Here is a 14,538-nt window from a genome sequence, read left to right as displayed (position 1 = left end):
TTATATTAATAGTAAATATGATTATTGTTAATTTTTTAAACAAAAAACGCTACTATTCAACAGAATGATAGCGCCTAAGCTTTTATAAGTAAAAATAGTGTTTATTTCTGTACTGCAGGAAGATTTCCGTTGCTCTTCTGTACTTTTTTATAAGTGAATGTACACATCATAATACTGAACTCATATAAGATAAGCAGCGGTAATGCAGCCATCAGCATACTTAAAACGTCTGCCGGAGTAATAATTGCAGCCACTACCATAATCAAAACAATAGCATGACGGCGGTAAGTTTTCATAAACATAGGGGTAAGAATTCCGATGCTGGTAAGGAAGTAGATCAGAATCGGGAAAAGGAAAATAACACCCATACCCAAAACCACCTGTAAAAATAAAGTGGTATAATCACTTAAATCATAAAGCGGAACGATAATATCTGAGATCTTAAAAATAACTCCGAAATTAACCGCAAACGGAAGGATTAGGAAATAACCGCATAATACTCCGGTCATGAAAAGAATCCATACCGCATTAATAATATAAATCGAATTTTTTCTCTCTCTCGGATGTAAAGCTGGGCCAATAAAACGCCACAGTTCCCAAACAATATATGGAAATGCAGCCACCATTCCTCCAAAAATTGAAACAGCCATCATTACATTAAACTGCTGATATAACCTTTGTACACGAACAGGGAAGTCCTTGGGAAGATGAATACTGTCTTCTCCTAAAATCATTCTTGAAAAATGATTAACAACTCTGAAAGTCGGGAAATCATTTCTGGTAGGCCCAAAAAAGATATGGTCCATAATCCAGTTGATATTAAAACCAACCACAAATGCCGCAATTATGATAGCAATAATCGAACGGATCAGATGCCCTCTTAATTCTCCTATATGTCCAAGAAAGGACATGTCTTTACCATCACTCACAGAATAAAAATTTTTAAAGTGCAAACTTATGAAATATTTAGTTAAATGACCGTTGTTGGATTCTAAAATTATCGGGGGACATATAAATCAAAATCAAAATCCCTTTCTTTAATATTCATTTCTGTTAAAACGTCTTCTGCTGTTGCGTTGATTTTTTTCCACCTTTCATCATTACTAAGATCTATTGATTCGAAATACCATTCTTCTTCATCCACTTCATCAGTAATCTTTTTAAAATCTGCTATTTTCGGTCTCAGCGGTTCGCTGATGAAATTATTTCTGAATAATGATTCTATTTCTTCCCTGTCTGAAAATATACGTAAATCATCTCCGATATCTGTCAGAGACAGACAGTCTGCAACAGAATTGAATTTTTTATCATCATAAGTACAGAAGATCAGACATCGTATGAAACGGTTAAAATAATCCTGGCTTTTTTGATCATAGTACAGATTTCTATCATGAGTAGAATATTCAGGAGTATGATCAGATTCCGACGGCGTATGATACACTCTATTCCTTTGTGAATCCTGATAGTCAAGATATTTTTTCAAAAATATAGGAAATAGAATCAGTAAATAAAGAATAATCATCATAATACCTTAAAAATATTTAATTAAAATGCTGATCTGAAGGTATAATGTCTGAAATGTATTATTTGAACGCTAGTTGATCCCTTCGTCTAGCAGTTTATGCAGATCGATAATTCCGAAATACTTTCCGTTTTCCGTTACAACAAGCTGGCCGATATTATTTTCCTTCAGAATTTTCATGGCTTCTTTAGCAAGAGCTTCTTTTTCAATCGTTCTCGGACGGGCAGACATAATATCTTTAGCAGATACCGTACTGATATCTTCTCCTTTCATCAGCATCCTTCTTAAATCTCCATCTGTAATAACGCCAATAATCTCGTCTCCATTGGTTACCACTGTAATTCCATGACTTGAGGCACTGATGGAAATAATGACATCTCTTATTGAAGAATCTTCCGTAACCTGAGGTTTTTGGGAAGATAAAAACTGTTCCACTCTGGAAGTCAGGTTTTTTCCTAAGCTTCCTCCGGGATGAAATTTGGCAAAATCATTAGCTTTGAAATCATTCAGCTCCATTAAAGCAACAGCCAAAGCATCTCCCAACGCCATTTGTATCGTTGTAGAACTTGTGGGGGCCAGTTTATTCGGGCAGGCTTCGATGTCTACATGGGTATCAAGAATCACTTGTGAAAACTCAGCCAGTTTACTGGTTTTATTTCCGGTCATTCCAATTAAGGCAGAAGAATAATCCTTTAAATAAGGAACCAGATTCGCAATTTCAGGAGAATTTCCGGAATTCGAGATGCACAGAACCACATCCTGCTTCTGAATCACTCCAAGATCACCATGAATAGCTTCCGAAGCATGTAAAAACTGAGAAGGCGTACCCGTAGAATTTAAGGTAGCTACGATTTTGTTACCCACATGGGCAGATTTTCCAATTCCTACTACAATGAGCTTCCCTTTTGCTGAGTGAATGATCTCTACAGCATGGGCAAACTGGCCATCAATTCTGTTTTTTAATTTTTCTAGTTCAGAAATTTCTATTTCTAAAGTGCTTTTTGCAATTGATATAATATTGGTTCTATCCATTTTACGATGATAAGGTATACAAAAAAGTTCCTAAAAAACGTTATATTTTAAAAAGAATATTTAATATAAATTTTATTTTTTATAAATTCGTTCGCTTTTATTTTAAGCAGAATTTTTATAACTTTGGGTGACATGCAAATTTAGCAATAGAAAATTAGATGAGCGCAAAAAAAGCCAATTTATCAGGCGAATTGAAAAAGTATTTTGGGTTTTCTACATTTAAGGGCCAGCAGGAACAAATTATAGATAACCTATTGAATGGGAAGGATATATTTGTTTTAATGCCCACAGGTGGCGGAAAATCATTATGTTACCAGCTTCCGGCTCTTATTTCGGAAGGTACGGCAATAGTAGTTTCGCCCCTGATAGCGTTGATGAAAAATCAGGTAGATGCTGTAAACGGCCTTTCATCCGATGATGGGGTAGCACATGTACTAAATTCATCATTAAACAAAACGCAGACCAAACAGGTTTTTGACGACATAAAAAGCGGCAAAACCAAACTTCTGTATGTAGCTCCTGAATCATTAATTAAAGATGATTACCTGGATTTTTTGAAAGAAGTGAAAATTTCTTTCTTTGCTATCGACGAGGCCCACTGTATTTCAGAGTGGGGACATGATTTCAGACCGGAATACAGGAATCTGAAACAGATTATAGACAAAATCGCCAATGTACCGGTGATTGCTTTAACGGCTACTGCAACTCCTAAGGTTCAGGATGATATCCAGAAAACTTTAGGAATGACCAATGCATTGGTGTTTAAAGAAAGTTTCAACCGTCCTAATCTCTATTATGAAGTATGCCCTAAAATTAATGTAGATAAGGAAATTGTTAAATTCATTAATCAGCATAAAGGAAAATCAGGAATTGTTTACTGCCTGAGCCGTAGAAAAGTTGAAGAATTTGCCCAGCTTCTGCAGGTAAACGGGATCAACGCCCTTCCTTATCATGCCGGTCTTGACCAAAAAGTGAGAGTCGCAAATCAGGATAAATTCCTGATGGAAGAAGTAGATGTAATTGTGGCAACTATTGCCTTTGGGATGGGAATTGATAAACCGGATGTACGTTTTGTCATTCATTATGACTTCCCGAAATCACTGGAAAGCTACTATCAGGAAACAGGAAGAGCAGGAAGAGACGGAGGCGAAGGTCACTGTCTTGCATTCTATGATCCGAAAGATATTGAAAAACTGGAGAAATTCCTGGCTCAAAAACCTGTTTCAGAAAGAGAAATCGGATTACAGCTTTTGAATGAAGTGGTAGGATATGCTGAAACTTCAATGAGCAGAAGACAATACATTCTATACTATTTTGGAGAAAGTTTCGATCCTGTGAACGGAAACGGAGCGAAGATGTGTGACAACTCATCCAATCCGCCAAAATTGAAGGATGCAACGGCTGATTTAAAAAAGTCATTGGAACTGATTAATGATACAGGGGAAAAATTCAAGTCAAAAGATCTGATATCCGTCATTGTAGGAAAAGAAAATGCAGTGACAAAATCCTATAAACTTGAGCAAAGTTCGCATTTTGGTTTTGGGAAAGACGAAAAAGATAACTACTGGAAAACCATTTTGAGACAGGCAACTGTTCAGAATTTTTTACAAAAAGATATTGAAACCTACGGAGTTTTAAAAATTACCGAGAAAGGAAGAAGTGTCCTGAATGGTAAATCTAAAGACATCTTTTTAATTGCTGAAGACAGAGAATTTGATCTTACTCAGGCAAAAGCTGAGAGCGATCAGGTACAGCAGCAGGCAGGAGGAGGTCTGGATCAGAAACTTTTTAACCTGTTGAAAGAACTGAGAAAGAAAGTAGCCAAAAAACACGGAATCCCGCCATACACCGTATTTATGGATCCAAGTTTGGAGGATATGACCGTTCAGTATCCGATTACGGTAGATGAAATTACCAAAATCTACGGAGTAGGGGAAGGTAAGGCAAAAAAATACGGTAAAGAATTCGCAGACTATATCAAAACATACGTAGAAGATAACAATATCGAACGTACTCAGGATATGGTCCTGAAACAGGTGGCCAATAAATCAAGCCATAAAGTTTTTATCATCCAGAGTACCGATAAAAAAATTGATCTTGAAGATATAGCAAGAGCTAAAAACCTTTCTATGGATGAACTTCTGAAAGAGATGGAAAGGATCGTTTATCAGGGAACAAAACTGAATATCGACTACTATATTGAAGATAATTTTGATGAAGACATCGTAGACGGCTTCATGGAATTCATGAACGAATCTGAAAGTGACAGCATGAAAGTATTGCTGGATGAATTCGGGGATGAATTGTCTGATGAAGAAGTAAGAATGCTGAGAATAAAATTTATCAGTGACGTAGCCAACTAAAACGACAAGATATTTTTAGAATATACATTATATAAGTAAGTTTTTCAGTAGAAGAACTTACTTTGTTTTTATAGCGTTTTAACTGAATGGTAAATATAATAAGTCAAATTAAATTTAAAGCTTAGTTAATTTCTGTTAATTACCATCAAAACAGGTATTTTCATCCTTGTAACATTTGAAAGATAACTAAACTTTTTACTAACTTTACATTGATGAAAAAGATATCTGTCATATTTATTCTGCCGGATTTAGAAACCGGGGGTGCAGAAAGGATTGTTACTACTATAGCGAATCATCTTTCCAGAGATCGGTTTGAGCCTAAGATATTGCTGTTACGTAAACAAGGCGGATATTTGAATTTCCTGAAAAAAGATGTCGAAATTATCGATATCAATACCGAAAGAATAAGACATTCATTAAAACCTATTTTAGGAGAAATCTATAGAAGAAAACCTGATATTGTATTCTCCGGTTTTGGGGAAGTGAATGCTTATTTATCCTTATTTATAAAACTGTTTCCAAGAACAAAATTCATTGCAAGGGAAACCAATGTTGTTACACAGCATGTAACCCGCAAAGAGATTAAGTTTTTCTATAATTTTTACAATAACTATCAGAGAATCATTGCTCAAAGTGATGATATGATGAAGGATCTTGTTGATAATTTTAATATTAAAAAGAAAAAAATTGTCAAGATCAATAATCCTGTAGACTTTGATTTCATTGAAGATAAAATGGCTTTGTCCGTAAAACCCGAATGCTACAAATACAATTATAAAAATGTAGTTGCAATTGGCAATTTATCTTCCAGAAAAGGATTTGATAACCTGTTGAAGGTTTTTTCAAGGCTTAAAAATGAAAACATCATGCTTCATATTTTAGGTGACGGAAAAGATAAAGACCTGCTCCTTCAGACCAAAGAACTCTTAGGATTAAAAAAAGTTATTTTCCATGGCAGACAGGAAAATCCGTACCAGTATCTGAAATATGCGGATTTATTTGTGCTTTCTTCACGATACGAAGGTTTTCCCAATGTTCTTCTGGAAGCAGGTGCCTGCGGAACTTATTCTTTAGCTAACAACTGTCCAGGAGGAATCAATGAGATTATTCAGCATAATGTAAACGGAGAAATTGCAGACATTGAGAATCATGACAGATTTGCTCAGGAGATTGTAAGAATACTTCAGAGCAATTATAATCGGGATGCTATAAAAAACTCCATTAAATCAAGGTTCTCAAAGAATATTATTCTTGATAAATATGAAAAGGTTTTACTGGATTTGATCAAACCTTCATAACCCCATTTGCTTTATAGGGTGTTAATTTCTTACTTTTGGAGCTATAAATTTTATCTGAAAACCAATTTTTTCATTCATGAATAAAATCCAAAAATTAGGATGCGCCTGTGAGAAACCGAACTCCAGCTATACAGAGTATAGAAGTTCGGAATTAGGAATTGATCATACCAACGGAAGATATGGAGAAGTAAAGATTCAGCAGTGCAAGTTGTGCCAAAGAATTTGGATTCATTATTTTGTGGAATATGAAAGCTTTTCCCAATCAGGAAGATGGTACAAAGGAATCGTTTCGAAAAAAGACCGTCCACAAATAACCCCGGAAAATGCAGCGGATTATCTTGAAAGTCTTGAATGGTATGTGTATGGAGGTTCATTTTTTGAAAGTACAGGCGAATTTGGACAGGGAAAATTGAATATAGATCTGTAATTTCTGGAAAATGAATATATAAAAAAATTACTTTTACTAATTAATCCTATTTTAACCATGAAGGACGAATTGAAGAGAGAAATATTTAATAAATACAATACTTATCTGGCTGAAAATTATAGCGAAAAATATATTTATCGATTAATACTTCAGGAAGGCTACAATCAACAGGATGTAGATGAAGTAATGAAAGGTATTCATACTGATAAACAGGAGATGTTAAAGAAAAAAAATAAATATCGTTCTGTTATCAGTATCATGTTATATATAGCAGGAATTATCGTTATTTTTTCAGGGATAATGATGATGGTTTTGGGAGGAATCAAAATGGGGATGATTTTAATTTTTTTAGCGGTGATTATCTGGATAAAAGCCAATAGATAAAAGTTTTTTTAAAATCTAAAATTCAATAAAATTGATAAAACTCACTTTGGTGCTTGGTAATTTATATGTAAATTTGTGAGAATTAAGATAGATAATAATAAACAAATTCATACAATAACATGAGTCAATTCGATGTTACCGTAATAGGTTCTGGTCCCGGTGGTTATGTTGCTGCTATCCGTGCAGCACAATTAGGTTTCAAAACAGCAATTATTGAAAAATATTCAACTTTAGGCGGAACTTGTCTTAACGTTGGATGTATTCCGTCAAAAGCGCTTCTTGACAGCTCTGAGCATTTCGAAAATGCAAAGCACAATTTTGCAGGTCACGGAATCATCATCAATGAGCCGCAAGCGGATATCGCAAGAATGATCGAGCGTAAAAACGAAGTAATTAAGCAGAATACAGACGGAATCAGCTATCTGATGAACAAAAATCAGATTACTGTTTTTGAAGGAGTAGGAAGCTTCGAATCTGCTACTCAGATTAAAGTGACAAAAAACGACGGTTCTTCTGAAACCATCGAATCTAAATATACCATCATTGCAACTGGTTCTAAACCCTCTACACTGCCTTTCATCTCTTTAGATAAAGAAAGAGTGATTACTTCTACGGAAGCTTTAAACCTTAAAGAAATTCCAAAACATTTAGTAGTAATCGGAGGTGGAGTTATCGGTCTTGAACTAGGTTCTGTTTACCTAAGATTAGGAGCACAGGTAACGGTTGTTGAATTTATGGATAAAATCATCCCTGGAATGGATGGAGCTTTAAGCAAAGAATTGACTAAAGTTCTTAAAAAACAAGGAATGAAGTTTATGCTTTCTACTGCAGTTTCTGCGGTTGAAAGAAACGGAGATACCGTAAAGATCACTGCTAAAGATAAAAAAGGAGAAGAAGTAGTAGTAGAAGGAGATTACTGTTTGGTTTCTGTAGGTAGAAAGCCTTACACAGACGGCCTTGGTCTTGAAAAAGCAGGTGTAGAGCTTGACGAAAGAGGAAGAGTGAAAGTAAACGACCACTTACAGACTAATGTTGCTAATATCTATGCGATCGGTGACGTTATCAAAGGAGCAATGCTTGCTCACAAAGCTGAAGAAGAAGGAGTTTTCGTTGCTGAAACTTTAGCTGGACAAAAACCTCACATCAATTATAACCTGATTCCTGGTGTTGTTTATACATGGCCGGAAGTTGCAGGAGTGGGTAAAACTGAAGAGCAGCTGAAAGAAGAAGGTGTAGCGTACAAAGTAGGATCTTTCCCAATGAGAGCATTAGGAAGAAGCCGTGCAAGTGGTGATGTTGACGGTCTTGTTAAGATTATTGCAGACGAAAAAACAGATGAGGTTTTAGGAATGCACATCGTAGGAGCAAGAGCTGCTGACCTTATTGCTGAAGGAGTAATTGCTATGGAATTCCGTGCAAGTGCTGAAGATATTGCAAGAAGTTCTCACGCTCACCCAACCTATGCAGAAGCTATTAAAGAAGCTGCATTGGATGCTACAGCAAAAAGACCTATCCATATGTAATATTTGATTAAAAGATTTAATCATTTAAATATTAAAAAATTAAAGGCTGTTTCTTATGGAAGCAGCCTTTTTTGTACTGCTTTTGGCATGAAAATGGAGATGGTTTTTGAAAATTTCATGTATGAAAAAGATTTTTATCAGTGGGATGCTTTTGGCGGGAATCAGTTCATGGGCACAGGAAGCGGGAAAAGCAGGAGAATTATTAAAAAATGAAGCTTCAGCCACAGAAATGAGAACCTCTAAAAGTCCGGATGAAAGAAATAAAACTTTTAACCAGCCGAGATCTGGAAATACTCCAATTCCTCAGAGAAGTGGAAATGAAAATAGAATAAAAAATCCCAATTATCAATGGAACAGAAACTACGGTTATGCAGAAGTTTTTCTGAGAATTCCTGAACAGGGCTTTTTTACCGTTGAAGTCGGTGATCAGATGATGGCAAATGGTTCCGGTAAATACAGATTCTTTGATCTGTCGTCAGGGAGAATACCTATCTCCATATATGATAATGGTTTTCTGATCTACAGAACAACACTGATGGTTCGAAACAATAACAGAATGGTTCTGGATTTTTTCACCAATGAAGGGTTGTATCTTCTGGATTCTTACCCTGTACAAAATCAATATGGATTTAATGACTGGAATGATGTATGGAACAATCCTTACGGAAATCAGCCAGGAGGAGGGTATTATAATGGAAATGCAATGGATGACAATTCTTTCCGCCACTTTTTTGATACGATGATGCAAAATGAAAGGTTTGATGACGGTAAACTAACGATGATTCATCAACAGATGCGTGTTTCAATGTTTACTTCTGCACAAATAAGAGATTTGGTGAAAGCAATACGCTTTGATGATAAGAAGCTCGCGTTAGCTAAATCTATCTACCGTAACTGTGTAGACAGAGAGCATTATATTGTGGTAACTGATGCCTTTGATTTTGAAAGCAGCAGGCGTGAACTGATGGAATATGTTTCGAAATTATAATATTTAATAAAAATAGGCTAAAGCCCGTTTATTTTTTAGCATCCAATCTATTGGCTTCAGCCAAAACATATCTTTTTAAAAACGAAATGTTTTCATTGTATCACTGGTTTTATGAAGACCGTAAAAGAATTATAACATTATTGACTAGGTTAGCATCTTCAAATTTCCGTACCTTTGTCAGCTAATTTTATCATCATGCAACTCGGAAAAACTCAGACTTTAACAATTTCAGAAAAAATTAATTCAGGATGGATCCTTGTGGATGAATCCGGTGAAAAGGCTTTTCTGCCAAAAATCTTTATTCAGGATGAAAAAGAAATCGGTGAGGAGGTTGAAGTTTTTGTATATCAGGATGATGATAAATTGAAAGCTACTACCGAAATTCCATTGGCTGAAGTAGGTGAATTTGCGGTAATGAGCTGTGTACAAAGTCTTCCAAGCGGAGCTTTTATGGATTGGGGAATCATTAAAGATTTATTTATCCCTTACAAACAGCAGAAAACAAAAATCATCGAAGGAAAAAGATATCTGGTGTATATCTATGTGGACGAAGATATGGAATTGATCACCGGAACTACCAAGTTTAAGAGAAATCCTCAGTATGATGACCTTCCTTTCAAAAAAGGTGACAAAGTAGACCTGATTATGATGAATGAAAGTGAGCTGGGCTGGAATGTGATCATCAACAAAGAATACATTGGTTTGATCTACGCTTCCGATGTTTTCAAAAAGCTATATCCGCTATCAGAGGAAACAGGGTATATCAAAACCATTCGTGAAGACGGAAAAATAGATATTTCTTTACAGCCTGAAGGTTTTGAAAATATTGATGAGTTCAAACAAAAGATTCTGAACAAACTGGAAGAAAATTATGGACTTCTCTATGTCTCAGATAAGTCTTCACCTGAAGAGATTAAAGATGAACTTCAGATGAGTAAGAAAAACTTCAAGAAAGCAATCGGAGGACTTTATAAAGATAAGATCATCGATATCTCAGACGATAAAATCAAATTATTATAAACTAAAAAACGAGCAGAAATTTCTGCTCGTTTTTTGTTTTACTACCTGTTCTTAATCAGAAGCCATCCGTTGTAGATTCTTCCGTCAGAAACTTTGATCGTATACCAGTAATTTCCTGTAGAAATAGGATTCGATTCATATTTTCCGTCCCACTGGAAAGGATTCTTTTTGATAGTCTCTTTGTAGATTACAGCACCTCTTCTGTCATATAAACTTACCTCTGTTCCCGGATAATTTTCCAATCCTGCGATTCTCCATGTATCATTGATGCCATCGCCGTTGGGGCTGATTGCGTTCGGAATATTGAATATCGAGAAGTTTTTCTGTCCAATAATACATCCCGATTTTGTTCTCACATATACCGTATATTCTCCCATATTTAAATTGGTGAAAATATTGGAATCCTGCCATGTGAAATTATCTAAAGAAAACTCATAATTTCCACTCTGAGAAAGGATCACTGTCGCAGTATTGTTTGTAATATTCACAGAAACAATATGCGCTAAAACAGAATAACTCACCTGGGTAGAACTTGTACTTTCACATCCAAAAATGTTGGTTACTTTCACTGTATATGTTCCCGGAGCCGATACAGTAATGGTTTGAGTAGTTGCCCCGGTATTCCATTCATATGATTTAAATCCTGGTCCTGCATCCATTAGAACGGACTTTCCTTCGCAAAAATCAAGTTTATCAGGAAGTTGAACTAAAGGTTTTGGATTTAGAGTAAGACTTAATCTCACCACTTTGAAACATCCGTCAGGCGTCGCAACTCTTACGTGAATAAGTATTGTTCCAACATTTAACACATAAGCTGAAGGATTAGAAATAGGATTTCCTGCAGTATCAGTATAAGTGAAAATATAATTCCCTGGATTATTAATAATAGTTGCTTCATAAGAGTGAAGATTAACCACCATAGAATTGGAAGTAGTCGTATTACATTGTACCTGTGTAACGTCTTTTGCAGGAACATTATCAGTAGACAGAGTTACTGTTATTGCCAGTTTTTCAGATTCACAGTTATTTAAAATTTGCGTTACATAATAGATTTGTCCGCTTACCAGAGGAGTTGATATTGGGATTACATTTCCTGCTGCATTATAAAATTTAAGAGCAGTTCCTGTTACCACAAGTTTTTCTAGTGTAGGATTGGAAGAAGCACAGAAATCCTGATTTATATTTCCTGTCGGTTTAGGTGTATTATTTACTGTTATCTGAACCGCTGTTTTATTACTTTCACAGCCATTAATAGTTTGAGATGCATAATAGGTTTGTCCATTGATAAGAGCTGCAGCAGCAGATAAAACATTTCCCGCTGCATCGTACCATTTAATGTTCTGTCCTGTGATCTGGAGGTCTGAAATCTTAGGATTATTTGTAGCGCAGAAGGTTTGCTGAGGATTTGCAGTTGTAGGGAGAGAAGGAGATAATACAATTACATTTTGATTTTGAGTCGTTGTATTACCATTTCCGTCGTTATAAGTCCAGTGGATGATATAGTTTCCAGGGATTGAATAAGATAAAGGGTCTGTTGTTGTTGCAGTAATTGTTCCGGCGCAGTTATCAGTAGCGGTAGGAATAGTAGTAACCGTAGTATGGCAGTCTCCTGTAATGTCTGCCAGCAGAGTAATGTCAGGAACCGGAGCAGTATTGTCGTCTATAATCACGTTTACTGTAAAAGTCCCGTCACAAGCACCTGATCCTGAAACCTGGCATATATATAATCCTGCCTGAGTTGCTGTCGCATTCGGAATAGTAGGGTTTTGCTCATTGGATGTGAAGCCATTTGGCCCGGTCCAGTTATATACAGTTCCTCCGGTAGCGTTGAGTTGGATTGTACCATTAGGGCATACGGGAGAATTAGAAGTAACAACCGCTGCAGAGGTACAATCCTGAAATTTAGCAATGAAAATATCATTTCCACCACCGGGCGACTGCTGAAAGGTTCCTGGTGTTGCAATACCCGCTGAATTTCCACTTGACATGCCTGTCAAATAAATGGCACCTTCATCATCTTTTGTTACCTCACCCTGTTGCGTTGCACCATTCCCTGTATAATAAGTTCCCCATTCTTTTACATCATTCTGATTGTATTTAATTAAAAATGTAGAAATATACATTGCGGGCATTCCCATATAGGCTCCCGGAGTAGAGATGTCTGGTTGTCCGCTGGAATGCAGGCCTGTAAAGAAAACGTTTCCGTTAGTATCAGGATATGCCAATAGCTGGAAAGAGCCTGTAAAGTTAAAATAGCTTTTGTTAATAGAATTCGTAGTTAAATTTACCCTCCAAATTCCAGGCTGTCCCGTTGGAAAAGCTGCAGTAGAATATCTTCCCGGAAGAATGAGAGTATTATTTACAATTCTGGCTTTCCATACTTGTTCCGAACCGCTGTTTCCATAATAGCTTGATCTCAGAATAGCAGTTCCTGATTTTGAAATTTTAAGGTATAGTCCGTCTGATTCCCCACCTTTTAATGGTTGGAAAGCATTGATCATAGGAATTGTAGAAGATTGTGTTGCTCCAATTATTTCAAGGTTATCGCTTGAGGAGAGAATTTGAAAAATGGAAGTAGAACCATCACTTCTTCCAAAGTAAGTAGCCCAATCTACACTGCCTGTTGTTGAATTCAGAGATGCCAGAATGCCGTCAGTATACCCTATTGATGTTGATTTTGCAGGCTGCATGGCACTAACGGTTGGAAAATCAGCGCTGAAAGAATCACCACCAATGTATACATGATTTTGATTGTAGGAAACAGTATAGAGTTTATCCTGTCTGCTTGAAGAAAACTCTTTTTCAAAAACAAAACTCCCGTTATTATTAAACTTTACCAAAACGATATTTTCATTATATGGTGCTCTTTGAACGGTTCCGCCTGCATAAATATTAAAACTTTCATCAAAATCTACATCTGCAAATCCATCATTCATTCCAAAACCATAGTAAGTTCCCCAAAGCCTTTGCCCGGTTTTGGTCACTTTCATCAGGAATGCATCAAGAGCGCCGGCGACATTTTGCTGATAGGTACCGGAAGTAGCAAAATTGGTGGTACTGGTAGTCGTTCCGAAAACATAGCCCGTACTCTGAAGATCTGTTTTTATTCTACCATAATCTTCTCCGTATCCTCCCGCGTAGCTTCCCCATATTCTTGTGGGTACGGGATCTATTACCATGGTCTTGTCGGAATGGTTTATGGGAGAGGCAAATCCAAAAGTCTGGTTACCAAGATCCTTAAAAGAAATATCAATGTTTTCTTTGGTATTTCCCGCAATCCAGCTGTTAGGGATATTTTCATGGATTTCCCCAAAACGCACATTCATGGTGAGCTTTCCATTTTTTATTAAAGTGGGAGCACCATTAAATTTCATTTTTATGTCTGAAATCTTTCCGCCAGGACTAATGATGAAATTATATTCGATAGGTTTTAGAGTGTCGTTAGGTTTAAAGAATACCAAATCTATATGAGGATATATATTCTTATAGCGGATCTTTTGATATCGGTGAACATTACTAATGCCTTTTGGATGATCAGGAAGGTTATAATAGTTGTCATAATCCGGAGATTTACCCTCTGCAATAATTGTTGACTGGGTATTGGAATTAACGAGATCAATATCTACCCTGTGAATCAGTTTTTCATAAATATATTCACCGGTATGATACTGATTTGGTACTGGAAGCGCATTTTTTTCCTTTTTTGAAAAATCAGGATTGCTGCCTTTCTTTACTTCGTAAATATCATAAGAAAATCCTCCGGTTCTAAGCTGTACATTAAGGCCGTTGGAATGGAAAAGGTATTGTACATCTTTATTTATCTTCCCGTCCTGATCTGCAATCTGGCCTTTATTTTCATAAAAATAATAGGATTTGTTTTCAGAAATTTTTTTCTGCGAAAATAGAAGTATCGTGCTCAAAAATGAGAACAACGAAAGAATTTTCTTCATCAGTTATTAATTTTTGCGGCAAAGATATAAA

General features: G+C 36.1%; 11 protein-coding genes. 7 read left to right on the top strand and 4 right to left on the bottom strand.

The genetic code is table 11. The features are described 5' to 3' along the window. Window positions 1-101: 101 nt before the first annotated feature. The 3 genes from tatC to C8D70_RS02815 form a co-directional block, all read right to left on the bottom strand. The gene (gene tatC / locus C8D70_RS02825) at window positions 102-929 is read right to left on the bottom strand and encodes a twin-arginine translocase subunit TatC (RefSeq protein ID WP_181416085.1); all 828 of its coding nucleotides are present in this window, start codon (window positions 927-929) and stop codon (window positions 102-104) included. 68 nt (window positions 930-997) lie between these two features. Continuing rightward, on the bottom strand, window positions 998-1,525 hold the full coding sequence (locus tag C8D70_RS02820; RefSeq protein ID WP_110366304.1) for a hypothetical protein: 528 nt from the start codon (window positions 1,523-1,525) through the stop codon (window positions 998-1,000). Between the two features lie 69 nt (window positions 1,526-1,594). Continuing rightward, on the bottom strand, window positions 1,595-2,554 hold the full coding sequence (locus C8D70_RS02815) for an SIS domain-containing protein (protein WP_110366303.1): 960 nt from the start codon (window positions 2,552-2,554) through the stop codon (window positions 1,595-1,597). Between the two features lie 158 nt (window positions 2,555-2,712). On the opposite strand from C8D70_RS02815, the gene recQ reads away from it, so the two are divergent. The 7 genes from recQ (at window position 2,713) to C8D70_RS02780 (ending at window position 10,557) form a co-directional block, all read left to right on the top strand. Then, window positions 2,713-4,917: a DNA helicase RecQ gene (gene recQ / locus C8D70_RS02810; RefSeq protein ID WP_076597789.1), complete on the top strand. Its 2,205-nt coding sequence runs from the start codon at window positions 2,713-2,715 to the stop codon at window positions 4,915-4,917. A 212-nt stretch (window positions 4,918-5,129) separates the two neighbouring features. Next, a complete protein-coding gene (locus C8D70_RS02805; RefSeq protein WP_076597788.1) occupies window positions 5,130-6,215 on the top strand; it encodes a glycosyltransferase in 1,086 nt (361 codons plus the stop codon). A gap of 76 nt (window positions 6,216-6,291) precedes the next feature. Next, on the top strand, window positions 6,292-6,642 hold the full coding sequence (locus C8D70_RS02800; protein WP_110366302.1) for a hypothetical protein: 351 nt from the start codon (window positions 6,292-6,294) through the stop codon (window positions 6,640-6,642). A 57-nt stretch (window positions 6,643-6,699) separates the two neighbouring features. Next, the gene (locus tag C8D70_RS02795) at window positions 6,700-7,026 is read left to right on the top strand and encodes a hypothetical protein (RefSeq protein ID WP_076597786.1); all 327 of its coding nucleotides are present in this window, start codon (window positions 6,700-6,702) and stop codon (window positions 7,024-7,026) included. A gap of 119 nt (window positions 7,027-7,145) precedes the next feature. Continuing rightward, window positions 7,146-8,549 (top strand): dihydrolipoyl dehydrogenase, encoded by a 1,404-nt coding sequence (gene lpdA, locus C8D70_RS02790; protein ID WP_110366301.1) that lies wholly within the window; start codon window positions 7,146-7,148, stop codon window positions 8,547-8,549. Between the two features lie 121 nt (window positions 8,550-8,670). Next, window positions 8,671-9,537 carry a DUF4476 domain-containing protein gene (locus C8D70_RS02785; RefSeq protein ID WP_110366300.1) on the top strand — a complete coding sequence of 289 codons (867 nt, stop codon included), beginning with the start codon at window positions 8,671-8,673 and terminating at the stop codon, window positions 9,535-9,537. A gap of 195 nt (window positions 9,538-9,732) precedes the next feature. Beyond that, complete coding sequence (locus C8D70_RS02780) at window positions 9,733-10,557, top strand: S1 RNA-binding domain-containing protein (protein WP_076597783.1); 825 nt, start codon at window positions 9,733-9,735, stop codon at window positions 10,555-10,557. A 41-nt stretch (window positions 10,558-10,598) separates the two neighbouring features. Here the strand turns inward: C8D70_RS02780 and C8D70_RS02775 are convergent, their stop codons facing one another. Then, on the bottom strand, window positions 10,599-14,507 hold the full coding sequence (locus C8D70_RS02775) for a T9SS type B sorting domain-containing protein (RefSeq protein WP_110366299.1): 3,909 nt from the start codon (window positions 14,505-14,507) through the stop codon (window positions 10,599-10,601). Window positions 14,508-14,538: the final 31 nt, after the last annotated feature.

The organism is Chryseobacterium sp. CBTAP 102 (assembly GCF_003201365.1).
GTDB classification, from domain to species: domain Bacteria; phylum Bacteroidota; class Bacteroidia; order Flavobacteriales; family Weeksellaceae; genus Chryseobacterium; species Chryseobacterium candidae.
Note: the sequence above shows the minus strand (reverse complement) of the source record. Positions and strands in the feature narration are given on the sequence as shown.